This is a genomic window from Haloarcula sp. HT12 (assembly GCF_055271655.1).
This window is the reverse complement of sequence record NZ_JBUXKW010000006.1, coordinates 1-25,929: the sequence shown is the minus strand read 5'-3', so window position 1 is coordinate 25,929 and position 25,929 is coordinate 1. Positions and strand designations below refer to the sequence as shown.

At 57.6% G+C, this 25,929-nt stretch carries 24 protein-coding genes, 1 tRNA gene and 1 pseudogene; 17 read left to right on the top strand and 9 right to left on the bottom strand.

Going from position 1 to position 25,929, the window contains the following annotated elements:
- Positions 1-33: 33 nt before the first annotated feature.
- Complete coding sequence (locus ACY9XZ_RS19555) at positions 34-1,359, bottom strand: hypothetical protein (RefSeq protein ID WP_463458668.1); 1,326 nt, start codon at positions 1,357-1,359, stop codon at positions 34-36.
- A 639-nt stretch (positions 1,360-1,998) separates the two neighbouring features.
- Between ACY9XZ_RS19555 and ACY9XZ_RS19550 the strand changes: the two genes are divergently transcribed.
- From ACY9XZ_RS19550 to ACY9XZ_RS19530, 5 genes are all read left to right on the top strand, one after another.
- Complete coding sequence (locus tag ACY9XZ_RS19550; protein ID WP_345778286.1) at positions 1,999-2,403, top strand: DUF7541 family protein; 405 nt, start codon at positions 1,999-2,001, stop codon at positions 2,401-2,403.
- Between the two features lie 20 nt (positions 2,404-2,423).
- A complete protein-coding gene (locus tag ACY9XZ_RS19545; RefSeq protein ID WP_233340800.1) occupies positions 2,424-2,612 on the top strand; it encodes a DUF7333 family protein in 189 nt (62 codons plus the stop codon).
- 126 nt (positions 2,613-2,738) lie between these two features.
- On the top strand, positions 2,739-5,423 hold the full coding sequence (locus tag ACY9XZ_RS19540) for a heavy metal translocating P-type ATPase (protein WP_463458667.1): 2,685 nt from the start codon (positions 2,739-2,741) through the stop codon (positions 5,421-5,423).
- Position 5,424: 1 nt separating this feature from the next.
- On the top strand, positions 5,425-5,862 hold the full coding sequence (locus ACY9XZ_RS19535) for a hypothetical protein (protein WP_463458666.1): 438 nt from the start codon (positions 5,425-5,427) through the stop codon (positions 5,860-5,862).
- A 21-nt stretch (positions 5,863-5,883) separates the two neighbouring features.
- On the top strand, positions 5,884-6,819 hold the full coding sequence (locus ACY9XZ_RS19530) for a cation diffusion facilitator family transporter (protein WP_463458665.1): 936 nt from the start codon (positions 5,884-5,886) through the stop codon (positions 6,817-6,819).
- Positions 6,820-6,939: 120 nt separating this feature from the next.
- Here the strand turns inward: ACY9XZ_RS19530 and ACY9XZ_RS19525 are convergent, their stop codons facing one another.
- The 3 genes from ACY9XZ_RS19525 to ACY9XZ_RS19515 all read right to left on the bottom strand — a co-directional run bounded on the left by ACY9XZ_RS19525 (position 6,940) and on the right by ACY9XZ_RS19515 (position 8,992).
- The gene (locus ACY9XZ_RS19525) at positions 6,940-7,218 is read right to left on the bottom strand and encodes a DUF7521 family protein (RefSeq protein ID WP_004594563.1); all 279 of its coding nucleotides are present in this window, start codon (positions 7,216-7,218) and stop codon (positions 6,940-6,942) included.
- Entirely contained in the window at positions 7,215-7,592 is a 378-nt protein-coding gene (locus tag ACY9XZ_RS19520) for a helix-turn-helix domain-containing protein (RefSeq protein ID WP_463458664.1), read from the bottom strand. Before ACY9XZ_RS19520 ends, ACY9XZ_RS19525 begins: the two co-directional genes overlap by 4 nt.
- A 437-nt stretch (positions 7,593-8,029) precedes the next feature.
- A complete protein-coding gene (locus tag ACY9XZ_RS19515) occupies positions 8,030-8,992 on the bottom strand; it encodes a transcription initiation factor IIB (protein ID WP_233340791.1) in 963 nt (320 codons plus the stop codon).
- 172 nt (positions 8,993-9,164) lie between these two features.
- Between ACY9XZ_RS19515 and ACY9XZ_RS19510 the strand changes: the two genes are divergently transcribed.
- The 5 genes from ACY9XZ_RS19510 (at position 9,165) to ACY9XZ_RS19490 (ending at position 13,342) form a co-directional block, all read left to right on the top strand.
- A complete protein-coding gene (locus ACY9XZ_RS19510; protein ID WP_463458663.1) occupies positions 9,165-9,680 on the top strand; it encodes a COX15/CtaA family protein in 516 nt (171 codons plus the stop codon).
- 281 nt (positions 9,681-9,961) lie between these two features.
- Positions 9,962-10,771 carry a DsbA family protein gene (locus tag ACY9XZ_RS19505; RefSeq protein WP_463458662.1) on the top strand — a complete coding sequence of 270 codons (810 nt, stop codon included), beginning with the start codon at positions 9,962-9,964 and terminating at the stop codon, positions 10,769-10,771.
- Positions 10,752-11,195, top strand: coding sequence for a disulfide bond formation protein B (locus ACY9XZ_RS19500; protein ID WP_233340892.1), 444 nt, complete (start codon positions 10,752-10,754; stop codon positions 11,193-11,195). Before ACY9XZ_RS19505 ends, ACY9XZ_RS19500 begins: the two co-directional genes overlap by 20 nt.
- 98 nt (positions 11,196-11,293) lie before the next feature.
- On the top strand, positions 11,294-12,019 hold the full coding sequence (locus ACY9XZ_RS19495) for a lysostaphin resistance A-like protein (RefSeq protein WP_463458661.1): 726 nt from the start codon (positions 11,294-11,296) through the stop codon (positions 12,017-12,019).
- Positions 12,020-12,187: 168 nt separating this feature from the next.
- Entirely contained in the window at positions 12,188-13,342 is a 1,155-nt protein-coding gene (locus ACY9XZ_RS19490) for a multicopper oxidase domain-containing protein (RefSeq protein WP_233340784.1), read from the top strand.
- A gap of 156 nt (positions 13,343-13,498) precedes the next feature.
- On the opposite strand, the gene ACY9XZ_RS19485 is transcribed toward ACY9XZ_RS19490, so the two are convergent.
- The 3 genes from ACY9XZ_RS19485 to ACY9XZ_RS19475 form a co-directional block, all read right to left on the bottom strand.
- Entirely contained in the window at positions 13,499-13,684 is a 186-nt protein-coding gene (locus ACY9XZ_RS19485) for a DUF7333 family protein (RefSeq protein WP_137685088.1), read from the bottom strand.
- 283 nt (positions 13,685-13,967) lie between these two features.
- Complete coding sequence (locus ACY9XZ_RS19480; protein WP_463458660.1) at positions 13,968-14,720, bottom strand: DUF7260 family protein; 753 nt, start codon at positions 14,718-14,720, stop codon at positions 13,968-13,970.
- A gap of 103 nt (positions 14,721-14,823) precedes the next feature.
- Positions 14,824-15,408 (bottom strand): plastocyanin/azurin family copper-binding protein, encoded by a 585-nt coding sequence (locus tag ACY9XZ_RS19475; RefSeq protein WP_233340780.1) that lies wholly within the window; start codon positions 15,406-15,408, stop codon positions 14,824-14,826.
- A gap of 187 nt (positions 15,409-15,595) precedes the next feature.
- Between ACY9XZ_RS19475 and ACY9XZ_RS19470 the strand changes: the two genes are divergently transcribed.
- The 6 genes from ACY9XZ_RS19470 (at position 15,596) to ACY9XZ_RS19445 (ending at position 20,518) form a co-directional block, all read left to right on the top strand.
- On the top strand, positions 15,596-17,020 hold the full coding sequence (locus tag ACY9XZ_RS19470) for a cytochrome ubiquinol oxidase subunit I (RefSeq protein ID WP_233340778.1): 1,425 nt from the start codon (positions 15,596-15,598) through the stop codon (positions 17,018-17,020).
- On the top strand, positions 17,013-18,017 hold the full coding sequence (gene cydB, locus ACY9XZ_RS19465; protein ID WP_463458659.1) for a cytochrome d ubiquinol oxidase subunit II: 1,005 nt from the start codon (positions 17,013-17,015) through the stop codon (positions 18,015-18,017). Before ACY9XZ_RS19470 ends, cydB begins: the two co-directional genes overlap by 8 nt.
- 396 nt (positions 18,018-18,413) lie before the next feature.
- Positions 18,414-18,488 (top strand) — tRNA-Glu (locus ACY9XZ_RS19460).
- A gap of 40 nt (positions 18,489-18,528) precedes the next feature.
- On the top strand, positions 18,529-18,948 hold the full coding sequence (locus ACY9XZ_RS19455; RefSeq protein ID WP_233340767.1) for a hypothetical protein: 420 nt from the start codon (positions 18,529-18,531) through the stop codon (positions 18,946-18,948).
- Between the two features lie 478 nt (positions 18,949-19,426).
- Positions 19,427-20,287, top strand: coding sequence for a hypothetical protein (locus ACY9XZ_RS19450; RefSeq protein WP_463458658.1), 861 nt, complete (start codon positions 19,427-19,429; stop codon positions 20,285-20,287).
- A gap of 48 nt (positions 20,288-20,335) precedes the next feature.
- Positions 20,336-20,518: a hypothetical protein gene (locus ACY9XZ_RS19445; protein ID WP_233340763.1), complete on the top strand. Its 183-nt coding sequence runs from the start codon at positions 20,336-20,338 to the stop codon at positions 20,516-20,518.
- A gap of 63 nt (positions 20,519-20,581) precedes the next feature.
- Here ACY9XZ_RS19445 and ACY9XZ_RS19440 read toward each other — a convergent pair whose 3' ends face one another.
- Positions 20,582-23,116, bottom strand: coding sequence for a heavy metal translocating P-type ATPase (locus tag ACY9XZ_RS19440; RefSeq protein WP_463458657.1), 2,535 nt, complete (start codon positions 23,114-23,116; stop codon positions 20,582-20,584).
- Positions 23,117-23,441: 325 nt separating this feature from the next.
- Here ACY9XZ_RS19440 and ACY9XZ_RS19435 point away from each other — a divergent pair.
- Positions 23,442-23,807, top strand: a pseudogene (locus ACY9XZ_RS19435) (cation efflux transmembrane domain-containing protein); the annotation flags it as partial.
- Between the two features lie 208 nt (positions 23,808-24,015).
- Here ACY9XZ_RS19435 and ACY9XZ_RS19430 read toward each other — a convergent pair.
- The gene (locus tag ACY9XZ_RS19430) at positions 24,016-25,743 is read right to left on the bottom strand and encodes a transposase (protein WP_463458656.1); all 1,728 of its coding nucleotides are present in this window, start codon (positions 25,741-25,743) and stop codon (positions 24,016-24,018) included.
- Between the last annotated feature and the right edge of the window lie 186 nt (positions 25,744-25,929).

Sequence of the window (25,929 nt, the reverse complement as noted above, 5' to 3'; positions counted from 1 at the left end):
TCATCGATTATTTTTCTCAAAATCAATACACAGTTAGGGGAGATATGGGGGCGTCGCACCTGGCAGAGAGAGAATCCAGAGGCTAATGACGGTGTAGCCAATCATCACGGCGATGAACGGGTATTGGCTTCGGATTGCGACGAGTCGGCTCGAGAAGAGTTCGTAGGCGGTCGCGTGCGCTGCCCAAATTGCGAGAAGATGCCCGATGAGTACGAACGCGATACTCAACCCATCGAACCATCCAGGTGGAGACAGCGTCAATGGATTAGCCGGTGGCGAGAGTGGGGATGCAATCGCCATCCCCAGAGCCGGACTGAGAGACACGGCCAACCCGGTGTAGTGAGCGAGGTGGTATCCCGCTGCGATGGCCAATAACGAGGGTGCAAATCGAAAGGCGATTCGCTGTGCGGTGATGTATGTCCCAGTCCGCCGACGAGAGCGAATGCCCGCATACCAGTACGCGATGAAGAAAACAACGTAGCCACCGACGAACAGCAGTGTGTAGACGAGAATCGCGCGGATCTGTACAGCTCCGACGCCAATATTGGTGAGGTTGACGAGTGTCTCGATAGTCGCTGCGCCCGTCTGTGTCGTGATAAACCCGCTGTACGTGAGCTCCCAAATGAGCGCGATGACAAACGCGACATCGGACGTATCAGTGATCAAATCAGAGTCCGTTAGGTCGCTACCGGGGAGTTTTACGGAAAGCGTTTGATCCCGTCGTTGGACGGGGGCGACGGCCCCAAAGAACCGGAACAGAACAGACAACGGATCGCCGTTCTCGAACCACGCGTCGGGCCCGAAGAGGACAGCGCCCGCGACGGTGAGCGCGCTGTAACCGAAAATCGCTATCGAAAGTACTCTTGGAATCGTACTGACAGGGAACACAACCTCGACCCAGACGAGGAGGAGTAGGCCACCGACAGCCGGCCACCGCGCTAACTTTTCCGGGTAGATCCGGTATCCGGTCGGCAGTAGTGAAGCGATCCCTCGCCAAGGGTTCAGTGCTGGCCAGACGTTCCCTCCGAGATACGTAAGCATCGGCAGGCCCGCTCGAACGACGACGAAGGTGACGAGGATGGTGAAGCTTGCCGTCGGGAGCTGCGGTCCGGTCAGCCCGAGATATACTGCCAGTCCAAGGACGACAACTCCAAGACTCCGTCCGCCCCATCGAAGCGGTGTCCACCAGTCGTCTACCGCCGGACCGGGGAGGGACCAGTTGTGGAGATAACGGATAAACGCCCGGTCGGTGACGAAGCTCGCAAGCAGGGCGGAGGCGCCGATCGTGGCGCCGCCAGTGGCAAGATACAGCCACCGAGGGACGGCTAGGGTATCCCGAGGCTGCTTCGAGAGCGTCATTCCGTTCCCGGCAGCGACTGTTTCAGTAAACAGTGTCAGTATCGAGACCCAGGTTACAAACTGAATCAAGAGTCTGAGCTTCGTGTTCGATACGACCCAATTACGAAGCCTCGACCTGGAATATGACTCTGTGTGTTCCTCTTCGCTTGTCTCGGTGTTCGTATCTGAGTTAGGCAACGATGGCATATAGCATCAAGAAACCGAAGTACAGGAGCACGAGGGCTCCAAGGGCTTTCAGACGTAATGTACGCAACTCGTCTTCTTCGTCCTCTCGAGCAGAGAGGAATGCGTCCTCCTCGTCGTCATCCAGCTGTTGGGGATGTTCTAAGCCTTTGTGGAGAACGAGCCGGTCGGTCGTTGGAAACGGATGCCCACAGTAATCACACTTACCTGCGGGTGCGTCACTCCGTGGAATCGTAGTGCCTTCGTATGACATAAACTCGAAGTCTGTTACTCGGCCGTAAGCCAGTCAGCGTTGAAACCGTTCTGGTTCAATATTTGAAGAGCGCCCCCTCGGCTCAGGAGAGTGCTCCATACCGCGAGAGTATTAACTGACTGCTGTGAGACTGGCATATTCTATTAAAAATTGGGGGATTAATAGCAGCCGATTTATTATAACCCGGTCCTCAAGTCGAGATAATGAGCGATTCATCAGACTCGGACTCAACCTTCACGGGAGCGAGTCCATGGCCACTCTTTGTCGCTATTGGATTTGCTCTCTCGGAGGTCGGTGTCGTTCTCGGCCTCCGTCCCGTATCTGTGGCGGGACTCTTGTTGTTCGTAGGGTCTGTTGCTGGCATTCTCACAGAGGCGGGGTATATGGCTGGACCAGCGAAAGCAACAGGTGTTCAAGGATTCGTCCTCGTCGGCATCGGTATCTTGCTGATCACACAGAACCAGACCGGGACGACGATCCGTGGTCAATCGATTGCAATCGCTGGCACCCTCTGTCTTGTTGGCGCACTTCTTTGGGTTGGCTTCGTCCGGAAGAAGATTCGCGCCACGGTGTCGACGGCGGAGACCTCGGAAACAACATCTGATTGAGTTTCAGTAACAAACTAGCGATGGAATTCGATAACACGAAAACGGTAATCGCGTTCGTGGTCCTGCTCGCCATCATAATTGGTGGGACGATGATGAGTCCGATGAGCACAAGTACAGTCATGGTGGTGAGCGTCGGCCTCCTTGTGTTTGGAGTCCTTACGCCCTTCCTCGAGATCAAACACGGTGAGTATCGAGCAAACCGTTCCTAGGTCTGCGTTTGAGCTGAGGCAACGCCCGAGTTAATAATATAGGCTGGGTTTTTTATTAGGTATTAGCATAAAAGGGGCGTTTTATAGCAGCCGATTTAATAAATATGTAGTGGCTAGGGTAGAGTGATGACCTCACCTGACGACGATTCCCACAACAGGAGTGGTGAACCACCGGATCGTACCCACGAACACGAAGAGGGGTCCCACGAGCATAGTCACACGCATGACCACGACCACAGCGATCACGAACACGCTCAACACGCAGAACAGGGCGTCGACGACGTTTCTCCACCCATAGACCAAGGGGACGTTGCACAGTTCGCGGTCCCGGAGATGGATTGCCCATCCTGTGCAGGAAAGGTCGAAAACAGCGTCGAAAAACTGGACGGAATCCGTAGCGTCGACCCGCAAGTGACGACAGGGACGTTGACCGTCTCGTACGACGGCGAGCAAACGAGTGCCAACGCGATATCTGACCGGGTTGAAAAGGCCGGGTATACCGTGGAGGACACCGGCGAAGTGTCCTCGAAATTCACGGTTCCGGAAATGGATTGCCCGTCGTGTGCTGGCAAAATCGAGAACGCTCTGGAGAGGATCGAGGGAATTACAACATACGAAACCCAGCCGACGACCGGAACCGTCATCGTCACGTACGATTCTTCGAGGGCTGGAGAAGCCGATATCATCGGCGCTATCGAACGTGCCGGGTACGAGGTTACAGACACGTCGAGCGACGAATCAGGACAGCAGGAACCGACTGAGGAACGCGAGAGCATCTGGACGAGTCCACGAGCACTCAAGACGTGGATCAGCGGTGGATTCGTCGCTCTCGGCTTGCTCTTCGAGTTCTTCCTGACCGGGCAGAATGTACAGCTTGCAAGCCTTCTCGGTACGGAGCTGCTCGTCGCCGACGTACTGTTCCTCGTTGCCGTCGCTTCCGGTGGTCAGGAGATCTTCCGCAACGGCTACTACTCCGCTCGGAATCTGAACCTCGATATCGACTTCCTGATGTCGGTGGCTATCCTCGGAGCACTCGTTGCGAGCCTCGCCTTCGGTGAGGCGCTCTACTTCGAGGCGGCCACCCTCGCGTTCCTGTTCAGTATCGCCGAGCTGCTCGAGCGGTACTCGATGGATCGCGCCCGGAACTCGCTACGAGAGCTGATGGACCTCTCACCCGATGAGGCGACTGTCAAGCGGGACGATAGCACGGAGACAGTTCCTGTCGATGAGGTCGCTGTCGGCGACGTGGTCGTCGTCAAACCGGGGGAGAAGATCCCGATGGACGGAACCGTCGTCGACGGTGAAAGCGCCGTCAATCAGGCACCTATCACGGGCGAAAGCGTACCCGTCGACAAGACGATGGGAGATGAGGTGTACGCCGGCACGATCAACGAAGAGGGCTATCTCGAGGTGGAAGTTACCTCTGAAGCCGGTGATAACACGCTCTCGCGAATCGTGGAGATGGTCGAGGATGCCCAGTCGAACAAGACCGAGCGCGAGCAATTCGTCGAACGCTTCTCAACGTACTACACGCCAGTCGTCGTTGCCTTCGCCATTTTGACGACAGTGGGAAGCCCGTACGTTCTCGGCACGACCTGGCCCACGGCCGTCGTCTACGGGTTGACGTTACTGGTCCTAGCCTGCCCGTGTGCGTTCGTCATCTCGACACCCGTGTCCGTCGTGTCGGGAATTACGAGTGCCGCAAAGAATGGCGTCCTGATCAAAGGGGGCAACCACCTCGAAGCGATGGGGGCCGTCGACGTCGTCGCCTTCGACAAGACGGGGACCCTCACCAAAGGTGAGCTCACCGTCACCGACGTCGTTCCGTTGAACGGGAACTCGGAGGAGGACGTGCTCCGGTGTGCACGGGGACTCGAACAACGGAGTGAACACCCCATCGGCGAGGCGATCGTCGCCGAAGCCGGCAGCGCAGGGGTCACCGAGCGCGAGGTCGATGACTTCGAGAGCATCACCGGAAAGGGTGTTCGTGCCGATCTCGATGGGACTCCTCACTTCGCAGGCAAACCGGGTCTGTTTGAGGAGTTAGAGTTCGACCTTTCGCACGTTCACGCGACGACCGACGGTGGCGTCGTGACACAGACAGCCCGGCAGATGTGTGACCGGAATAACTGTCTCGACCTCCTCAAAGAGACCGTCCCCGAACTCCAGGCTGAAGGGAAGACTGTCGTCCTCGTTGGAACCGAAGACGAGCTCGAGGGCGTCATCGCAGTCGCCGACGAGATCCGCCCGGAGGCAAAGCGAACGGTCACGCGACTCAAGCAACTCGGCGTCTCCCGAACGGTGATGCTGACGGGTGACAACGAGCGGACTGCACGCGCGATCGCCGAACAGGTCGGCGTCGACGAGTACCAAGCCGAATTGCTCCCCGAAGAGAAGGTGACCGCGATCGAGGAGCTCGTCGACGAGTACGACGGCGTTGCGATGGTCGGGGACGGCATCAACGACGCGCCGGCGCTCGCCACCGCCACAGTCGGCGTGGCGATGGGAGCAGCCGGGACCGACACGGCGCTGGAGACTGCAGATATCGCTCTGATGGGCGATGACCTCGCAAAGCTCCCGTACCTCTACGAACTCGCAAACGATGCGAACGGCGTCATCCGGCAGAACATCTGGTCGAGTCTCGCTGTAAAAGCCGGGCTGGCAATGGCAGTCCCGTTCGGATACGTCCCTATCTGGCTCGCTGTCCTCGCTGGCGACGCCGGGATGACGACGGCCGTCACCGGGAATGCGATGCGACTCTCTCGAATCACGCCGGAGACAGACACCGAAACTATCGCTCTGGAGGGATAATATGGGGACAGAGAACGAGGAAACTGTAAATTCCCATATGGAGGCCGACCAGCGAGAATACCCGTTCGGACTCTCGTCTCCGCAGTTTGCCGTCCTCGTAGTGCTCATTGGGCTCATCGGCCCCGGTTTATTGGTATACACTCTCGAACAGGCGAACCTCTCTGCCGTAGCTGATCTCGTGTGGATCGTCGGCTATGGCACAACCATATTTGTCGTTTGGTTCATCTGGCTGCGTCCGCTCGACTTCAGTGGCTCCTCCGCCCAGGATACATCGCTCACCGAGGAATCGGAACAGTCCGACACAGCACCTGAAGAAGGCGATAGCGAGACCGAACCCTCGGACGGTACTGAATCATCGGCGGAGGATTCGCCGTTGGCGACCGAAGATAGGTCGAAGGAATCTACTAAAGAAAACCCAGAGTCCTCAGATTCGAAATAGCTCTCCCTCCAAAGTGAATGTATGAGCCCCCACGAGCATACACAAGAAGATACGGCAGAACACGAACCCGCGTCTGCAACAGGTGGCAGTACGCGCCGGCTTGCACTCGTCGCGGTCGTCAATTTCCTTGGATTCGTCGTCGAATTGGCTGGTGGTCTCCTGTTCGGGTCAGTCGCTCTCATCAGCGATGCACTCCATATGCTGTTCGATATGCTTGCATACGCGATGGCGTTCGGCGCGAGCTACACCGCTGAACGGTTCGAGGGTGGCGAGGCGTGGTCGTACGGTCTCCACCGGCTGGAGCCGGTTGCGGCCTTCCTGAACGGAGTCTTGCTCCTTCCAATGGTCGGATACATCGTCTGGGAGGCCTACCAGCGGTTCCTTGAACCAGTGGCGATCAATCCAGAGTTGACGCTGATCATCGCTACGGGTGGCCTGCTGGTGAACCTCGGCTCCGTGTACGTGTTACAGGGTGGTGAGATGAGTCTCAACGAGCGCGGAGCGTTCTACCACCTGCTCGGTGACGCCGGTGGCTCTGTTGCGGTAATCGTCTCGACAGCCACTGTCGCAGTGTTCGACCTCCCCATCGCAGACCCTGTGGCGGCCGTACTTATCGGGCTGCTGGTGCTCGCCTCGGCTGGGAACGTCCTCCGGGAAAGCACCTCAATTCTGTTGGAACGGAGCCCGGTGTCGTCCGAAGAACTCCGGGATGAATTGACGACACTCGATGGTGTCGACCAGATCGAGGATCTCCACGTCTGGCAAGTCTGTAGTCAACTCACCGTGGCAACCGTCCGGCTGACAGATACGGCGACCACACTTGAGGAGCAACGGACGATCCAGTCGCGGGTCCACGACCATCTCACGGATCGAGGAATCGACCACGCAACCGTCGAGCTTGTCGGACGTACCGACCCCGATACTGCCCCTGTCGGTACTACGAATCACTCCCACTAACGATGTCCCACACAGCACCCAATCGAATGTTCGAGATGTTGGACGAGACGAACGAGAACCTCACTGAGACCACGCGAAAAAGGATCAGATAGCTACCCCGACGGAGATCAGGAACGGGGTTTATTTCTGGATATACAGCGAGTACATGATGACCGCGAGGCCAAGGGCGACGAACAGGCTGTTGATGAGCACGCCGAGGGCCAATCCGACAGAAAAGAACTGGTTGGCCACGCCAGTCAGGATTGCCCCGAGTGTGATGATACCGAACCCGACACCAAGGACGCGGAGCGAGTCCGCACCCGTACGTCGATAGGCTTTAAATGCAATGTAGGTAATCCCGCCACCGAGAAGCAGGATTACGAACTTGACGACTGCAATCGCCGTGATGACGCCGTTCATACTTCGTCCCCCATCATCGACCAGATATCTGCAAGCCGTTCGTCGGTAGATTGCGGCGGCCGATCGACATTCACTGAAAACGTACCTGTGTCATCCATAGAGATCGTGACGTCCTCGAACGACCGTTCGTAGTAGGTAACCCGTCCACCTCCAGGGTTGATCGTCTCTTGTTCTCGAACGAGGGAAGCGGAACTGAGTAGTTCTAACTTTCGATACAGCGTCGACTTGGGGATGTCACATGCGTCGAGGAGTTCGTTCGCAGTCATTGGTTCGATAGTTTCCCGGAGAATAGTCCGACACGCGGGATCAGCCAGCGCATCGAGGACATCCTGCAGCTCCGGAGGGTCCTCGGAAGACACTGAATTATCTCCCATTATTCGAGAATACGTGTTCGTCGGGAAATGGAGTCCGATTATGGACGAGAGGCTCCATCGGCACCCCGTATTCATTGCGGATCCGGGCTGGGAAGTGATGATGGCTGATCCATCCAATGAGGGCAAACATAGTGACACAGTTATGACGAGTTATGATTCGGGCTGAGTTTCGAGTCGTTGTTCGCCGGCGTCGGTAATCTCGTAGAGACCCCTCCCGCGCGGAACAATACAGCCCTCACTGTGGAGATGAGCACACGCTTGATCGATAGTGATCGGGTGCCCATCGACGATATTAGTGATCTCCATCACATGGCAAGGTGACTCGTCAACGAGCACCTCCAATACTTCGTTCTCGGTCTGTATTGAGAACTCGGTCATAGTAGATAACGTGTCATTGGTATATTCGTAGCTGTATTGCGCCCGCAAAGGCCGACCGATCAGTCATGCTGCGCGTACACCTCGAGAAGCTCTTGGTATCGATTCCGGATCGTGACTCGACTCACGTGGGCGACCTCACTCACCGTCTCCTGTGTGAGCTGCTCGTTCGTGAGGTGGGTCGCAGCATACAGCGCGGCAGCCGCCAACCCGGCTGGACTTTTCCCACTGTGGACGGCATTATCTGTAGCTACCTCAAGCAGTTCTCGAGAGCGCCGTTCTGCTTCGTCGCTCACGTCAAGCGATGACGCAAATTGCGGGATATATTGCGTGGGGTCCTCCGGCTTGATCTCCAGCCCGAGTTCTCGGGACAGATACCGGTACGCTCGCTGGATCCGGATTTTTTCGACACGGCTGACGTCGGCGAACTCAGTCAGCGGCCGTGGCATTCCGTGCTGTCGGGCAGCCGCGTACAACGACGCCGTCGACATTCCTTCGATCGAGCGACCGGGGAGCAGGTTCTGCTCTACAGCACGCCGGTACAGGACGCCTGCAGTTTCCCGAACCGATTCCGGAAGTCCCAGGGCGGACGCCATACGGCTGATCTCTCCGAGCGCTTGCTTGAGATTCCGCTCGTGGGCATCCTTCGTTCGGAACCGCTCGTCCCACGTTCGGAGGCGCTGTAATTGAGCACGTTTGCGACCGGAGACAGCCTGTCCGTAGGCGTCCTTATCCTGCCAGCCGATAGTCGTACTCAGACCCTTATCGTGCATCAGCTGCGTCGTCGGAGCACCGACCCGACTCTTTTCATCGCGTTCGTTCGACGTGAATGCACGCCACTCCGGGCCGTGGTCGATTGGATTATCCTCAAAAACCAACCCACAGCTTTCGCAGGTCGCCTCACCGCTATCGCCATTCCGGGTAACACGGCCCTGACACTCGGGACAGGTGTTGTCGTTAGCAGACTTCACCTCACGGTCTCGTTCATCTATCGACCGTTGCTGGGTATGTTCTTGAGACATCATAATATCGGCGTATAGGGATTTTCCCTACAAACCGTGGGTCTTCTTAACACTATCATGAGACGGCTCCTCAATGAATAGCAGGCGGTGTCCCACTCACTGGGAATCCGGCCTAACACTTTGTCTCTAAGTCATCAACTCATCACACCGCGAATCGGAGTCCCTACCCAATATTATGTCTCAATCCCGAGCTCGCTGGCACTACTTGCGAACCACGATTTCAAAGACTCCGGTCAGGTACAGGCATATTGCCGGTTTCACGCTACTAGTGACGTATATCGTGATGCTTCTCGGAGCCTACACTAGTGCAATCGGTGCTGGACTTTCCTGTCCCGATTGGCCGACCTGCTACGGGACGTGGGTTCCCTTCCTCCAATCCGATATCATTGCTAACTCGCCATACTCTGCACTCCAAATCTTCGCGGAGTGGGCTCACCGTGGGCTAGCGATGACCGCCGGAGTTCTAATCGTCGCCACGACCCTTGGAGCGTGGGTGACATACCGTAATACCCCGATTATCAAATGGTCGGCCACGGCCGCTCTCGTCCTCCTTCCATTACAGGTTATCCTCGGAGGATTGACCGTCACAGAAGATCTCCAACCGATCATCGTGACGACCCATCTCGGCGTGGCAATTCTTATTCTCCTCTGTCTCCTGACGACCTGCCTCGTCGCATATCTCCGCCGCTGATGACCCCTTGCGTATAACACAATGCCACAGATACCGACGATTCAGCTCACTATGAGAGCAGAACACGGAGCCTATGAAATCTACACTTGGAGTAGTGATCACGAATGACTGCCCATACCTGCCCGATCTGTACAGATCAATTCGAAACAGCGGGAGCAGCGCGCGACCACACATGGAACGCTCACAGCGCATGCCACTATTGTGGTGAACAATTCGGTGACGAAACTGACGAGCAGCTCTATAGACACTGGCTCGTCGCGCACCCCGACGACCTCTCACGTGTGGATTACAAACGGGCTGAGACAGCCGTTGATTCACTCACGTTCTCAGAGCGGCTCTCCGAGGGAGGTGTTGGAGCTGCTGTCGGAGGAGCGACCCGCCGACAACTTCTCCTCGCCGGTGGTGGTGCCGCCACTGCCGGTCTCGTGATCGGCGCCACCGCTCTCTCTAACAATACGAGTACTGAACCGGATGACGGCACGAATGCTGGAGGTGATGCGGGTGCCGTCACCACTGCCCCGATTCCCGACTCGCCTGGAGACTTCCGCTATGCGACGATGGGATCCGCTGAGGCCGATGTCACGGTTACGTACTTCGGGAGCTGGAAGTGTCCCTACTGCGCCAAGTTCAGTACGGAGATGCTTTCACAGCTCGTGACGGACTACGTGAAACCAGGAACAATCGCGCTTGAGTTCCGCAATCTCGCATATATCGGTGGCGACCCGTTTTTGGGCCCCGATGCACCGGCAGCCGGGCAGGCCGGATTAGCCGTCTGGAACACCGACCCAGCCTCGTACTGGCCGTTTCACGAATACATGTTCCAGAATCAGCCGCCCGAAAGCGACCAGTGGGCGACCGCCGATAGGCTGGTCGAGTTTGCTCAGGCAGCAGGCGTCTCCGAGACAGCGTCGATCCGCACGGCGATCCAAGAAAATCAGTACGACGACGCGCTTCGGGCGACTGACAGGGCTGCGAGCGATGCCGGTGTCGACGCCACACCCACGCTCCTCATCAATGGCACGACGGTCAATCCACTCGGAAACGAAGAGCGAACAAAACAGTTGATCGATGATGCAGCTGGATCAAACTGAGTCATGGCTGTCCGAAGGACGATTCTGGCTTGCAGGCGGGGCAGGCGTCGCGGCGGTTGCGACCCTCGGAAGCCTCTGGTTCAGTCTCGGCCTCGGTCTCGTTCCGTGTACCCTCTGCTGGTACCAACGTATCCTCATGTATCCGCTTGTCGTCGTTCTCGGCGTTGCCGCCCTCGAGAGCCACAACACAATCTGGCGAACAGTCGTGCCACTATCCGTGGTGGGAGCTTCAATCGCGGGATATCACTCCGTACTCCAAGCAACAACGGCCTCATGCACCTTTGCTGGCCCCTGTGCAGTCGTCCAGTGGCAGGCACCAGTACTCGGACTCACGATTCCGAATCTCTCACTCATCGCGTTCGTGCTCGTGACGATTACCGTCCTCGCTGGATCAAACCTCGTCGAACCTGAACGTCAGCTATGAACAAAATCACTATCATGGGATGTCTTGGAATGAATAGCACCGGAATCGACCTATCGAAGCCAGCTTGTAGGGTGGAGCCCTACGCTCACATCTGATTAATGTCGTCGATATCTCGTTTCCGGTCTGTCGCCTCGGCGATTGGTCTCACGTATGGATCATACGTCGCGGGGGCTATCGTAATCCTTGCCGTCGCGACGGTCGTCGGGTTGTTCGGAGTCGACCTCACGTCACGTCCAGCCCTCAGACTGGTTGTGAGTACGTTCTTCCTCCAAGGAGTGACGTTTGGGGGCATCGCCGTCCTCTACCTCAAAGGCCGTGATCTCGGATTTGGATTCGTTCCAGTTCGTCTACCCGGCAAGCGTGATGGGGCGGTGATTGTTGGCGGGAGTATAACGATTTTAGGGTTGCTCTTTGTAGCGTCCTCAGTAATCACAGCCCTCGGTCTGAACTCGGCTCAGAATCAGATCGTCGAAGTCGGGCGACAAAATCCGAGTGTATTCCTTCTTCTCATCCCCCTCCAATTCCTATTGGTCGGTCCGGGAGAAGAACTGTTGTTCCGGGGGCTCGTCCAGGGTACCCTCCGTGAAAGTCTCCATCCGGCTCGTGCAATTATCCTTGCAAGCGCTCTGTTCGCATCGATCCATCTCTTCTCGTTGTCAGGGGAAGGCAAACTGGTGTACATCGGTATCGCATTCGTCCTAGCCTTAGTACTGGGAGCAGCGTACGAGTATACGGATAATCTCACAGTGCCAGCTGTGATTCACGGGACGTATAACGCGGTGCAGTTCGCAGGGGCTTATCTGACGGCGACGGGCGGATTCTGAAAAACTGACCACTTTGTCGCCTCAATTTTTGACTCCTAACGGCGACCAAGTATCGGTGAAAAGCCGCCATCTCCATTCGCTTTTTGCCGAACATATCCACGTGCTGTCCCGTGAATTGGGACACCGCAGTCGGCCTATGTTTAGGCCAACCAAAATGCCGAGTGTACCATGACTACACGTTTCGGCGCACCCGGAACCGGACTGTCCCGGCGGGAGTTTCTCGCGGCAACTGGCGCAACCGGTATCGCTTCGTTAGCAGGGTGTTCTGCGGGCGGAGCCAACGAGCCAGCAGCAACGAGCGATACGCCCACGCAGACACAAACTGACTCGCCTGATCTCCCCTACACCAGCCCTCCAACAGTCGTCAACGTCGACGAGCAGGGTGGCGAAGTGACGATGCGGACTCAGCAGGCCCGCCACGCCGTCCACCCACTCGATACAATGGGTGGGCCCGTCGAATTCCCCCGCGTCTGGGCGTTCCAGGCCGACGACAACGACCCCAGCGTCCCCGGCCCAATTCTCAGAACGACCGAGGGTAACGCGATGGAGGTGACACTCGACAACACAGATGGCCGACGTCCCCACACGATTCACTTCCACGGGGTTCGCAAGACGTGGGAGAACGACGGCGTCCCGACGACGACCGGCATTCAGGTTCCGCCAGGGGAGACACACACCTACGAGATCCCCGCTAACGTCCCTGGGACGCATTTCTACCATTGTCACTTCCAGACCCACCGGCATATCGACATGGGCATGTACGGGATCTACCGAGTCGATCCCGAAGGCTACGAACCAGCGGACCGCGAATACTTCATGACGGTCAAAGACTGGGATTCGCGGGTTCCGCGGAAGTGGGCCGGTGAGGCTGACTTTACCTACAATTCGGCCAGCCGCAATCCGGACGTGTTCACCGTCAACGGGAAGAGCGCACCCCGAACGCTGCACCCCGAAGAAGGGTCACCGATCATCGTCGACGAGGGCGACTCAGTTCGCATCCACCTCGTCAACGGCGGATACATGTCGCACCCGATGCATATCCATAACCACCGCTTCCAGCGTGTCGAAAAGGACGGCGGGACGATTCCGGAGGCTGCCCGCCACGATATGGACGTCACGAACGTCGCCCCCGCTGAACGACACACGATTGAATTTACTGCCGATGCAGACCCCGGCATCTACCTGATGCACTGCCACAAGGTCAACCACGTGATGAACGGCACGTTCTATCCCGGCGGGATGCTCACCGGCGTGGTCTATCGGTCCGTCATGGATACAGACATCTTCAACCAGCTTATGGAGTACGCCGGCTACTCCACGTAGAGACCCTCTACGCGACGACTAGGACTGGATCTAACTGAACGATAGGGGTTACCCGGCTCTGGTGGACTCCTGTTGCATCGAAATAAATCTGAATCAACACAGCTGGGGGCTAGCATGGACCGCAACCCAGCGGACTTCGGCTACTGAGTCGGCCTATTATGGACTGGCGCGGAACTCGCCATGTTTCATTCCCAGGAAGAACGCGATGACCGAGAAGATAATCATCGAGGGCAGAACCATCATAAAGACCGTCGAGGAGGTCATCACGGTCGTGAGCGCAATCGCCGCGACGGCGACAATTACGACGAGGGGGGCCACCGAGCGCACAAAGTCGAATTCCATATGTACAGTTGTGACCGGATAGACAAAACCGTTAACAAAGTAGATTTGCTGGAAGCCGGCACTGACACGGTGCGAGCGGAAGCCCACCCTTTCATAGTAGCTGCTGAAGTCGATTAGCTGATGTGTTCGACGCCCACTCACGCCGATTCTGAGAGCCGTGCACCCGGTGCACGGGGTTCTTCGATTCCATCGCCGAGTTTGCCAGCACCAATCGCTGCCAAATCAGCAACTACGGCTCAGCCATGGGAAGACGTCAAGACTGAGTAGGAGGTGAAAGAGAGAACTACTCATAGTGGGAGATGATATCCAAGATGTCGACAAACGTCGCCAATACCGGATAATCAACCCCCAGATCCTCATAGAGATACGAACAAAGATCGGTGTAGGAATCCCAGTCTGCCGACCGCTCTATTCGATGTGTGTGGATTTCCTTCTGGCGTTGCTGAATCCAACTCTTACATTCATTATTCAACGTGTGAAGCGTTTCGTATCGGTCGGTCAGTTCGGTATCTGAGAATCCCTGTAATTCCGTAGAATCAAGTTCTGCAATCGCCTCTCGACTCTCTTGAACTGTAGATTGCGCGTCTTTGAGGGTAGTGAATTCATCCTTGAGCGTCTCCAAAAAGACCCGGCGGTTGTCAATACACTGCTGTGCGGCCTCGAGGAGTCGTTGTTTGATGAGCGGTGAGAACGTAGTCCCTTCTGAAATTAGAACCAGCACATCGACCCCGAATTCGGCACTGAGGCTCGCCTCGAACGAACCACCGTACACGTCGCCGTAGTGGTCGACCGCCATCACAGTATCCTGATACCACGGCTCGATCGTATCACGGATCGACTTCTCTTCAGATGTAAGGTTCTGATTCACTCCAACAACGGACCGTTCGAACCGAGGAGTCTGTGTGTCGACGGTCTGAATACGCTGGCGAAACCGTTGGAAAGCTTGACATTCGCGTTCGATCTCGCGTCGTTCTCGCCGAACCCTATCGAGGGCAGCATCCGTGTATGTCGGCCACGAGCCTTGTGCGAACGTCATCGACAGCGTATGTCTCCATACTGTCGGTCCGAAGCACAGTCAGTGTCGGCCATATGGTGTACAAGTGATTCCAGAGCGCACAGCTCGCAGTGTACGCGGCCGCCTACCCAGAGAAGGAACTGTACGAAACGCTGCCTTGATCGACAATGGTCTGGCTTTCGGGAACGTCTCCGTCCGGCGGCATACTCCCCTCCGCAGGACCGCCGGGTTCGCCAACGACAATCCGACCAACCATCCCCAGGGACTTGTGCGGGATACAGAAATAATCGTACGTGCCCGTGGTCTCAAACGTGTGCTCGAACGTTGCGCCCTGTTCACTCAGGATTTCGCTATTGAACGTTTCAGCTCCCTCGGGAATCCGCGTCACCTCTGCTGAACTCGTTCCTTGTTTGTAGGCAGTTGCCGAGTGACTCCCACTCTGGATTTCGAACGTGACTGTCTCCCCGGATTCGACGAACAGACCGATGGGATCGAAATAATACTCGCTCCCTTCGGTGACCATCATAACCGTGTTCGAGCCCCCCGAGCCGTCGGCCGTTTCTCCTCCCGAACCGCCGGTCGTCTCCTCTGTATCGGTCGTAGTCGGCTCACCGCTACCATCACCGTTTCCAGAACTACAACCTGCGAGACTGGTTACGCCACCTGTTGCGAGAATTCCGGCTGTCTTGAGGACCTGTCGACGCTCCATACTCACTAATCAAATCCCCCGGTATAAGGGTCGAAGGCGGATTCCCAATACATAGGACACCGCCTTCATTTGACGTACCGAAGTCGCAAAGTCGGAGTGATGGCATTCTATCCGACAGGGGTCCATTTTTTACCCGATCTGCGAATCATCGTTCAGACCAATAGCGACATCTGTCGAGGTGAGACCGGTGGTTGATCCCGTTCTTGCGAGCCGACTCCAGTTTGCGCTCACCACGATCGTTCATATCATCTTCCCAGTGATGAGTATGGGCCTTGCACCGTTTCTCATCTATTTCACATGGAAAGAGATTCGGACCAAACAGCCGGTGTACGAACAGCTCCGTCGGTTCTGGACACGAATATTTGCGGTGAGTTTCGTCGTCGGGACCGTGACCGGGCTCGTTCTTGAGTTCGAATTTGGAACGAACTTCGCCGCGTTCTCGACGACCGCCGGAGAACTGTTCGGTGGTCCACTCGCCCTTGAGGGGATGATGGCGTTCATGCTGGAAGCGACGTTCCTCGGCATCTTCGTCTTCGGCCGTGAGCGTGTGTCGAACCGGCTGTACTTCCTGTCGAGTATCGCCGTCGGACTCGGCACGTGGCTCTCGGCCGTCTGGATCCTCATCGCGAACTCCTGGATGCAAACGCCGCGTGGGTTCGAAATCGTCGTGGAGAACGGCCAGCGAATCGTGAAGCTCACCGACCCGCTTGCGGCCTATCTCAATCCGAGGTTCCCCTATATGTTCATCCACATGCAGAACGCCGCTGTCGAGTCGGTCGCGCTCTTCATGGCCGGCGTTGCCGCCTACTACGTGTTCCGGCACCACGTCTGGGGCTACCCGATCGAACACATCGATGTCTGGGAGAAGACGCTCAAAATTGCGCTCGTCGTTTTGCTCATCACGGCCCCACTACAGGTGATTCAGGGTGACGAATATGCCAGGCACGTCTCTGAAACCCAACCGCAGAAATTCGCCGCGATGGAAGCCGTCTGGGAGACAGACTCCTACGTCCCCGAGTATATCGTTGCGTTCCCGACAGACGTCAACGACCTCCTGAACCCGCGCACGAAAGATCTCTTTGGCATCGGTATCCCAGGAGGAGCATCCTGGCTCGCGAGTGGCGGAAACCCACAGGCGACTATACGCGGCCTCGAATCCTTCTCGACGAAAGCCCCACCAGTGGCGATCGTCTTCTGGGCGTTCCGAATTATGGTCGCGCTCGGCTTCTGGTTCATTCTGCTGGCCGTCTGGGGCGTCTATCGATGGTGGCGTGGGGAACTTTTCGAGGACGACCTGCTGCACAAAGCGTTGATGGCGTCGTCTCTCTTAGGATTCGTCGCCGTTGAGGTCGGCTGGATCGTCACCGAGGTCGGGAGACAACCGTGGGTCATTCAGGGGGTAATGAAGACGAGTGCCGGCGTCTCTCCGAGTCTCACAGGCGCCGAAGCGACGTTCACGCTCCTCGGGTTCGTTACCGGATACATCCTGTTATTGAGCCTCTACACGTACGTGGTCGGTCGTATCATCCGCGCGGGGCCGCCATCGAAAGACGAACTCACGAAGACTGATCCTGCCCGCGTTACAGAGTCAGAGGTGACGTCCGGTGACTAGCGTCGAATCGCTGGCCACAAAGCCGCTATTCGGATTGCCGCTCGCCGAACTCTGGTTCGCGTTGCTGTTTTTCATCTTCGGGATGTTCCTCTTTCTCGACGGCTTCGATTTCGGTGTGGGCGTCCTGTTTGCCACTCGTGACAAAGACCACGAGAAGGAACAGCTGTTGGCGGCTGTCAGGCCGTTCTGGGACGGGAACGAGGTCTGGCTCGTTGTCTTCGGTGGGGCACTCTTTGCGGCGTTTCCGTCAGTCTATGCGAACCTCTTCAGCCGGTACTATCTGTTGATGTTCGCGATTCTGGCCGCACTCGGTCTCCGGGGGCTCGCCCCAGAAATGTACGAGGAGCGTGAAGACAGCCGCTGGCGGACACTCTGGGGCTACTCGTTCGTCATCGGGAGCACCGTTACGCCGTTTCTGCTGGGGTTGTTCGTCACGAACTGGCTAGTCGGATCGACCAACCTAATCACTCCCGTGGGGGCCCTCGGGGGTATCACAGTCCTTATCCTCACGATCGTCGACGGTGCGGCGTTCCTTGGATTGAAAACCCGCGGCACGCTCCGAGGCGAAATGCGAAACTACGGTATCCGAGCTGCTGTGGGCTATCTTGGGGTGGCGATCAGTACTCTCGGGGCGATATACGTGACCGAACCAGGGCTGCGCTCCTCGTTCCGATCACCCTTCATCGTCGCACTTGTGATGCTCACTGCAACCTGGACGGGAATCTATGTCGTCGCGCTTCGCAGACATCGGTACTACGCCGCGTTCGCGGCGACAGCCGCACTCGTCTTCGGATTCGTAGGACTCGTCGCGATCCTTCTATTCCCCTTCGTCGATCGGACCGCAGGACTCACCATCCGAGAGGCGATCATCTCGACGCTTCCGCTCAATCTCATGTCGATTATGGCAAGCGTGCTGCTCCCAATCGTGCTCGTGTACTTTGTCGTGCTCTATTCCGCGTTCAGCGGTCCAGTCGATACTGAGGAAACCTACGGATGAGACACATCATCAGACAACAGCGTGTCGTTAGGTTGCAGGGACAGAGCCAAATGGAAAATCAACATCGATTCGTGAATATGGTGATCTGAGACGGTGACATCAACACAGTCAAATTCGGAACCCCGATTGCTGTCCCGAATCGTAGTGACGTGGGTTGAACTCACGGTTGTCGGGTTTGGAGGAGGTGCAATTGGTACATCGATCGGTGGTCCACCAGGGTTGATTATTTATTTCATTACAACCCTCGTCTCAGTTGGAATCCTCTTCTACAACGTGAACGAACTCATCAAACAGTGGGTTGCTCCCGATGGAGACACCACGTAGTGTCGGTGTGTGTGTCGAGTTCAGTTTCGCGAAGTGTGTAGGCTTAACTGGGTTCGCTAGCAACTACAGGATGTTCCGTTGGTGTAGCTCGGCCAATCATCTCGGCATCTCACGTCGAGGACCGAGGTTCAAATCCTCGACGGAGCATTCCCCATCCGTTCCACTGCTCCACTCATACCCTACACAGATGGCCACCGCACAAGGAGAAACCGAGGAACACATTTTAACCCGCTATGTCTCCGTGGAGATCTGTGCAATCACCAGCCCGTGTCTGATTATTCTTGCCACCGCAACGGTCGTATACAGCTGGCCACCGGCTGTCCTCGGATGGTTTGTATCCGGTTTACTCGGACTGCTTGTCGCAGTAGCTTCCGGACGGAAATCAGCAGTCAAGCCCAGTCTCATCAAGTGGCCCCGGCCTGAGTCGAGAGGCGATTTAGCGGTGAATGCGATCGCATACAACGGCGTCTTGATTATTGGCACCGTCCTCGGGCAAATCGTGTGGACAGTGTCGAATAATCTCCTACTCGCTGTAGGGGTTGGGGCCGTTCTTCCAGTCTGGTTCCTCAAGCATATACAGTTCCTCGTGTTTCTGGACGGCGAGTGAATTCACCGTGCCGGTCATACGTTCGGAGGAGGATATTTCCACACCCAGCATGATCCAACGACAGTCAAATCCAGGATAGAGAGGTGAATCAGTCAGGTAGAAGTGGCTCCCTGTCCAAGACTGAATAATGTCTCCGGAAGAGCGTCCACCTCGGGAGGAAACCCCCCGTGGACAGACCTCTCGAATCGGATCTATTCGGCCACTCTCTGTACTTCTCGCAGTGATTGTTACGCTCACTCAGGTTCCCGTTGCGTCCGCCCACGGGACAACCGGAAGCGGTGGACTCTCGCAAGGACACGGTTTCATTCTTGCTCTCGTCGGTGCCGTTATCCTCGGCGGATTCGTCCTCCTCAAACGGTTCGATCGAGTCACGCCGACAACCGCTCTTTACGGTGTATTCGTCGGGATCGCAATCACTGCACTCGGAGCTGTTCTCTTCGAAGGACTCTCGCCGGATCCGACATATACCGCGAGCTCGATGCCGTTTCCCCGTGCGTGGTATCAGCCACTGGCGCTGCTGAGTGGCTTGGGCATCATGGTCGCGAGCTTCGTCGTTGGGTGGCTTCGCTGGCCATCGCGACCACGGTACACATTCCTCGGCATTCTCATGGGATTGTGGATCTCGTACCCCTATCTCCTTCCAGGTCTGGCAAGCGATACGCATCCACTCGGGTACGCTATCGTCCTTGGCACGCCAATCCTGATCGGCTATGTCATCTGGAAGGATGCTGGGAGTGTCATTCGCGCAGTCATGCGTGATCCGGTTGCGCGTCGCTTCGGCATCGGCGTCGGTGTCGTGTTAGCACTCTTTTTTGTTACCGTGACGGGCTACCTCTCGTTTTTCCCCGAAGAAGGCTTCCCCGAGGAGGTGACGGTCGTCGTTCTGCCCGCAATCTATCAGCTCGTATCGTGGCCGACGCTCGAAATCGCGATTCCGCATCTCCCGTTCATACATATCCCGTTCTTCCTGGCCCTGTCACCTGGCCAGGTCATCGTCGTCGGGATGCTGAGCGCACTCATCGGGTTAAACGCCGCTCTCATAGCCCGTCACTGGCGCGTCGAGGAACGAGCCGGCATGACCGAAGGGACCGCCGGAAGTGCTGCAATCGTCGGGACGTGTACCTGTGGGTGCTGCGGGCCACTCGTCGCGAAGATCGTGGTACTTGCTGCCGGGCCATCGATTGCTGCCCCCCTCTACTGGGTGTTCGTCGATTCGGCCTCGCCGCTCAGTGCAGTATTCATCGTCGGGAGCCTGCTTCTGTTTACTGGCAGTCTGCTCTACTCGGTCCAAACAGCCCGACAGCCCGATCAATCGGCTGCCATCATCCCGGCCGACTGAAATGACGGATCTGCCGTGAGAACACAGTTTGAGCGAACGTCTCAAGATATGAAGGGGCAACGTCGACAGTACGTGTTTTTGGGACTAGCAGCGGTACTGATCGTTGTCGGCACACTCGGAACCGGCTTCCTCCCGTCGACCCCGTTCTACCAGATCCTCTCTGGAGGCACCATCGTCGCGGGCTTTGCGGTCGGGTACGCGGGCCTCGGTGCCTTCGAATTTCTCGAATGATTCGATAGGAACCGTCTTCACCCGGCTACAGCAGGTATCTACCCCTTTGCGGGGTTGGAGTCGCTACTCGGTAAGCAGGGCTCGAAACGAATTCGCCGCGAGAAGACCACCAGTCGCCACGACCGCTCCCATCGCGAACACTGGATTCAGCAACCCCGTCGCCGCGAGGGGGATCGTGATCCCATTATAGAGCAGCGCTAGCCCGTTGTTCTGTTTGACACGCCGACGTGCTGCATCTGCGAGGTCGAACGTCGTCTCCACCGCCGCAAGGTCGTCATCGACGATAGAAATATCCGCGGCATCGGACGCAAGCGCGGTCCCACCGCCGAGCGAGATACCCAGATCGGCCGTCGCAAGGGCCGGAGCATCGTTCGTTCCATCACCGACCATCGCGACCTGTCCACGGGACTGTAGCCGCCGAATCGCCGCAGTCTTACCCGCCGGCGGAACCCCTGCAAACACGTGGTCGACTCCGGGGTGAGTACCGAGGAAGTCAGTGGCGGCCTCGTCATCGCCGGTCGGGACGACGATCTCCATATCACGGGCACTCAACTGCGTGAGCGTGTCGTCCCAGCCCGCTCGTGGCTCGTCGCCCACGACGATGACACCCTCCGCACGACCATCACGACCGACGATAACCGGAAGCTGCCCGACGTCACGGGCCGCTGTCGCCCGAGTTTCGAGGGCGTCGCTCACCGACCACTCTAGATCCGCAAAGAGATCGAGATTGCCCGCGAGAACTCGCGTGTCGTCAACAACCCCTTCGACGCCGGTCGCGTGGCTCGTGAACTCGGAGACGTTACGTGCTCGCTCGCGGTCGTCTTCATTCGCGACCCCACCATCGGCTCTGGGACCCTCGCCAGCCTGCCCCTCTTGAGCGAATGCGGTCACTATCGCGTCCGCCGCCGGATGCGATGCTCGCTGCTCCAGGTCTGCGACGGCGGCCAACAGATCTGCCGGTGCATCCGCCTCAAGAACTTCCATCCGACCGGTCGTGATGGTGCCCGTCTTGTCGAAGACGACGACGTCGACGTTCCGAAGGCGCTCGAAGATGGTTTCGTCGAACACGACGATGCCGCGGTCTACTGCTTCCTCGATACTCGTTGCGACGGAAAGCGGCGTTGCGAGTCCGAGTGCCCATGGACACCCGACCAAGAGCACTGACAACGCCGTCAGGACGGCGAGCGGGACGCCAGCCCCCTCCACGAGTGACCAGCCGCCGGCGAGAACAGCCCCACCCACGACGACTGGAATGACGAACGACGCGAACCGGTCGGCCTGTCGCTGGACGCCGTGGTCCCCACTCTGGAGATTCCAGACCGACGTGATGAGGCGGTCGATACTGCTGGATGCACTGTCACTCACCGTGAGGACAGCGGCGCCGTTCGTGACGACAGCGCCGCCGACGAGGTCATCGCCCGCTCGCTTCAGCACCGGGAGCGATTCGCCCGTCACGACTGCCTCGTCTACCGTACACTCGCCCTCGGCAAGGACTCCATCGACCGGGATACGTTCGCCCTCGCGGACGAGCACGCTCTCTCCTGGTTCGAGATCACTCACGTCGACCGTCGTCGTGGTCCCATCGGCGTCATATCGTCGGGCGTCAGTAACCCGCGAGATGGTGAGGTCCGTCAGGCGGTCCATCGCCCGCTGCTTGCTCAGTGATTCGTAGAAGATCGCAGCCACCACACTCGCGGCAACCACGATCGTCAGGTCGTAGAAGACGTCGATCCGCCCGAGGAGAAACGCGATCGTGCTGTACACGTAGGCACTCACAACGGGGAGTGCGACGAGCAGGTCGGTGTTCGGCTGTCGCATCCTCAGACTGACATACGCACCTTGTAACAGTGGAAGGCCGGTAAACACCAAGACAACACCCGTCAGGACGAGAAAGAGCGGCAGGATCAACAGGCCATCTCCACCGCCGATCCCGGACGCACTCGCGTACATGTCCAGCGTCCCATCGCCGAAGAACGACGAGAGCTGCGCTGGATAGAGGAGCACCGCGTACGGCAGGAGCATGAACGTCCCGAAAATAACGCCCGCAGCGTAGCGAAACCCGAGCACCTCGTCGATGTCTCGGCCACCCGTCTCGTCTTGCCGCCGCGACTGGCCGACGGCAGTCGCTGCCCCATCACTGCCACCGTCACGAGGCGTTGCCGTATAGCCGAGCGGACTCAGCGCGTTACAGAGGGCGTCCGCCGAGATGCTCGTGGGATCGTACTCAACGCAAATCGTCTCGGTTACGTAGCTCGCTGCAGCGTCGGTGACTCCTGCACAGTCTTCGGCAATCGACTCCAGAAAAGCTTCACACGTCGCACAGTGCATCCCTTCTACTTGGAGAAAAACCCGTGACTCGGCCCGCTCCCCGTGGATGTCTGTTTCGCATTCACCAGCGTCATCGTCAGCGCCGGCCCCGCCCGTGGGTCCGTGTGTCGTCTTCGGGCGACTGGAATGCTCCTCGTCACCGAGGACGCGCAGGACGTCCCGACACCCGGTAGAACAGTAGACGCCGCCGTCTTCATCCGCGACTCGGTCATTGGGGACAGCGCCACCACAGAGCGCGCACGTGGCAGGTGATGAATGAGATGGAGACATTGCTGATCACCACCGGCGAGAAGAGGGACAGCCTCGGCCGCGGAACGTGGATACCGACCTCAGTCGAACGGCCATTACTGGGGGTACAGATGCATCGATATTAATGCTGTTCGGGGAGAGCGGTGCAGTCGCTCAAGGTCACAGTGGGCTCTCGTTTGGATACGTTGGGTCAACTATCTATTGCATAGGTAGGTACAGTTATATAAAGAGCCTCTTGGTTACCCGTTGACTCTCAGCGCACCGTGAAAAGTTTAGATTGAATCAAAAACTCGATTATACGCGCCTAATGAGGCCTCTTATGTGGATGTAGCAGTACCACTATATTATGGCGGATTCACGGGTAGCCTTTCTCAAAGTCTCTTGGGCAAATGTTCTGTTAAATGCTCTCAAAATCGGTGTCGAGGGCACACTCGGACTGCTCACCGGGAGCCTCGCACTCACTGCTGACGCAGCGCACTCTGTCGCCGATCTTCTCGCAAGCGGTGTCGTCTTGATCTGGGGCCGATCCGCCTTCGACGATGCTGACGACTCACATCCGCATGGACACAATCGGTTCGAACCGCTCTCTGCGCTCTTCGTTGGCGGCGTCCTCGTTCTTCTCGGACTCAAACTCTTGTACGATGCAGGTCACTCAATTCTTACTGGAGTCTCTGTCAAGTACAGTATTTGGCTCGTACTCGGGCTCCTGTTCACAGGTTCGGAGGATGTCGAAAATACAAGCGAGATGGTGGCGAGAGTCGTTGTTTGAGGTTGAGAGGAGTGATGGTTCGACAGGATCAATGCATGGGTCGGTTGGACACCCTAGAAGCTGGAGAGTTGGAGTGAGAGAGCGGGACTCGGGAGGGCGTTGTCACTCCCGAGTCCCGCGGTCCGGTCGGTTCGATTTGGTTGTTCGGCGGTCAGTCTGGGGGAGCGAGGCAGAAGCCGACGAGTTCGACAATTTCGCCAGCACGGAGTGGTGGCTTTTCGCCGAGGTTGACCGACAGCGCCTCACGAAGCAGGAGGTTCGTGAGGCGCCAGACGTTGTACATGACGACGCCCAGAGTGAAGTACAGTAGTCGGACGCGGTAATCGGTGGAGGCTGTGGTCGGGAGGAAGTTGTGTTTGATAGTCTTGTATTCGCTTTCGATCTGCCAGCGCCAGCTGTATTGGGCGGTGAGTCCTATCACCTGATCTGGCGTTACGTCACGGTTCGTGGTGAAGACAGCATACTTGCCGTCTTCTTCGGTCGAAGGGACGTACATGAAGCTGAGTTCGTGTGAGCGACCGTCCACCGAGAGGGTAACCGCTCGCTCGACGGCTACGTCGGCGAGCGGGTGATCCTCAAGTTTCTCGATCTGGTCGATATCGGCTGCGTAGACCGGCCGCGGAATGAGATAGGTGATGTCGTGGCGGTCGATCACATCGCGGACTTCCATGGCATCGAACTCCCGGTCGGCGAAGAGCTTGTGGATCTCGACGTGCTGTTCAGCCTGTTCGAGCAACCCTTGGACAAGATCAGCTTTCGAGTGGTTCTCGATCTGGGAGGCGTCGCCTTCCCAGGCCGACGCCTCCCGAACGGGCTCGATTCCCAGGACGATCGGCGTGTCTTGGCCGATGATCGTTAGCGTCGCGAACTTGTAGCTGCGTCCCTCCTTATCGCCGCTGACCATCTCCGGGAACTCCTCCTTTGGAACTTTCTCCTGGTCGTTGACGATGACGACGTTGTCGTCTGGTTCGACGTCCTCATCGTCTTTGTAGGGTGAGGAGTAGAAGCTCCAGTGAGTGATATCGACCGCAGCGATGACGGGCTCGCGGAGCCCGTCAGTCGCGTCGATTTCTTCGAGCAGACACTCCAGTCCGGTGTGAAACGGTTCGAGGATTGCCTCACGGATGCGCTGCCAGTCGCGGGGCCGCTTACCGTCTGCAAAGTCGGGGAGCGTCGTCTGTTCGGCGGGTGCTGAAATCTGTTTCATCGTGCGGAGGTGTGTATCGCCGTGAGGTGTTTTGTCCCAGTCGCTGAGCCGATCGAACCGCCGACGTGGGGTCGTCGTCCCCACGTCGGCAAGGTTGAGGTACGCCTGACGTTCGAAGAAGAGGTCATCGGGATACCGTGCGTTGGCTGCGCGGTCGGTCTCGAAAGCGTCGAGTCCGCGGTCACGGGCAGTCCGGATCGCCTGCATGATGTGCTCGTCAGTGACGCCCTCGTCACTGACTTCGCCGGGATCGAGACGTGGCTCTCCATCTGAGATGATGTCGTGGTCGGCGGCCACCGCCCGTATCTCGCGGGCGGTGGCCTCAATCGATTGGCGGTCACCCAGAGTTAACCGGCGTCGCCACATGTAGTTGATCGCCTGCTGGGTCGGTGCTCGGCCGAGTTCGAACCGGATGAAGACGTAGGCTGTTCCTTTCAGTCGGCGGTGGAGTTCGCTGTCATTGAATCCGCGCGCGTACTGGTAGATGAACATCCGCACGACCGACTCGAAGGCGAAGTCGGTCGTGCTAGTCCGTCCATACCGATCGGAAAACGATCCTTGCGAGACGTCAAGGGCGGCGATTACGCGCGTAATGTGGTCGTGGAGCGTGCATAGTTCCTCAGCCTGTTCAACCAGGGCATCCACCGCGACGTCCGTCTGTGGCGTCGGCATACGGAATGCCGACGCCGCTCCCGACTGAGTGTGACGATAATCCGTCGTATCGCTCCGCTAGTGCTTTGTATTCTGCCATCCTCCGAACCTGTGCCTGTTGAGACACCATCAGTAGTTGAGACTGGCAATCTCAATGCATATGCTCGAACCGATCAGTTTCATGAACAGGATTGTTGGCAGAATCCT

Bases quoted from the DNA above. Each gene is read 5' to 3' on its own strand.
- ACY9XZ_RS19520 (WP_463458664.1), bottom strand. From the start codon at position 7,592: ATGGGAGATAATTCAGTGTCTTCCGAGGACCCTCCGGAGCTGCAGGAT.
- ACY9XZ_RS19525 (WP_004594563.1), bottom strand. From the start codon at position 7,218: ATGAACGGCGTCATCACGGCGATTGCAGTCGTCAAGTTCGTAATCCTG.
- ACY9XZ_RS19445 (WP_233340763.1), top strand. From the start codon at position 20,336: ATGAAGGGGCAACGTCGACAGTACGTGTTTTTGGGACTAGCAGCGGTA.
- ACY9XZ_RS19490 (WP_233340784.1), top strand. From the start codon at position 12,188: ATGACTACACGTTTCGGCGCACCCGGAACCGGACTGTCCCGGCGGGAG.
- ACY9XZ_RS19515 (WP_233340791.1), bottom strand. From the start codon at position 8,992: ATGATGTCTCAAGAACATACCCAGCAACGGTCGATAGATGAACGAGAC.
- ACY9XZ_RS19550 (WP_345778286.1), top strand. From the start codon at position 1,999: ATGAGCGATTCATCAGACTCGGACTCAACCTTCACGGGAGCGAGTCCA.
- ACY9XZ_RS19430 (WP_463458656.1), bottom strand. From the start codon at position 25,743: ATGCCGACGCCACAGACGGACGTCGCGGTGGATGCCCTGGTTGAACAG.
- ACY9XZ_RS19475 (WP_233340780.1), bottom strand. From the start codon at position 15,408: ATGGAGCGTCGACAGGTCCTCAAGACAGCCGGAATTCTCGCAACAGGT.
- ACY9XZ_RS19530 (WP_463458665.1), top strand. From the start codon at position 5,884: ATGAGCCCCCACGAGCATACACAAGAAGATACGGCAGAACACGAACCC.
- ACY9XZ_RS19540 (WP_463458667.1), top strand. From the start codon at position 2,739: ATGACCTCACCTGACGACGATTCCCACAACAGGAGTGGTGAACCACCG.
- ACY9XZ_RS19480 (WP_463458660.1), bottom strand. From the start codon at position 14,720: ATGACGTTCGCACAAGGCTCGTGGCCGACATACACGGATGCTGCCCTC.
- ACY9XZ_RS19555 (WP_463458668.1), bottom strand. From the start codon at position 1,359: ATGACGCTCTCGAAGCAGCCTCGGGATACCCTAGCCGTCCCTCGGTGG.
- ACY9XZ_RS19455 (WP_233340767.1), top strand. From the start codon at position 18,529: ATGGCCACCGCACAAGGAGAAACCGAGGAACACATTTTAACCCGCTAT.
- ACY9XZ_RS19485 (WP_137685088.1), bottom strand. From the start codon at position 13,684: ATGGAATTCGACTTTGTGCGCTCGGTGGCCCCCCTCGTCGTAATTGTC.
- ACY9XZ_RS19450 (WP_463458658.1), top strand. From the start codon at position 19,427: ATGCCGTTTCCCCGTGCGTGGTATCAGCCACTGGCGCTGCTGAGTGGC.
- ACY9XZ_RS19500 (WP_233340892.1), top strand. From the start codon at position 10,752: ATGCAGCTGGATCAAACTGAGTCATGGCTGTCCGAAGGACGATTCTGG.
- ACY9XZ_RS19510 (WP_463458663.1), top strand. From the start codon at position 9,165: ATGTCTCAATCCCGAGCTCGCTGGCACTACTTGCGAACCACGATTTCA.
- ACY9XZ_RS19495 (WP_463458661.1), top strand. From the start codon at position 11,294: ATGTCGTCGATATCTCGTTTCCGGTCTGTCGCCTCGGCGATTGGTCTC.
- ACY9XZ_RS19545 (WP_233340800.1), top strand. From the start codon at position 2,424: ATGGAATTCGATAACACGAAAACGGTAATCGCGTTCGTGGTCCTGCTC.
- ACY9XZ_RS19535 (WP_463458666.1), top strand. From the start codon at position 5,425: ATGGGGACAGAGAACGAGGAAACTGTAAATTCCCATATGGAGGCCGAC.
- ACY9XZ_RS19440 (WP_463458657.1), bottom strand. From the start codon at position 23,116: ATGTCTCCATCTCATTCATCACCTGCCACGTGCGCGCTCTGTGGTGGC.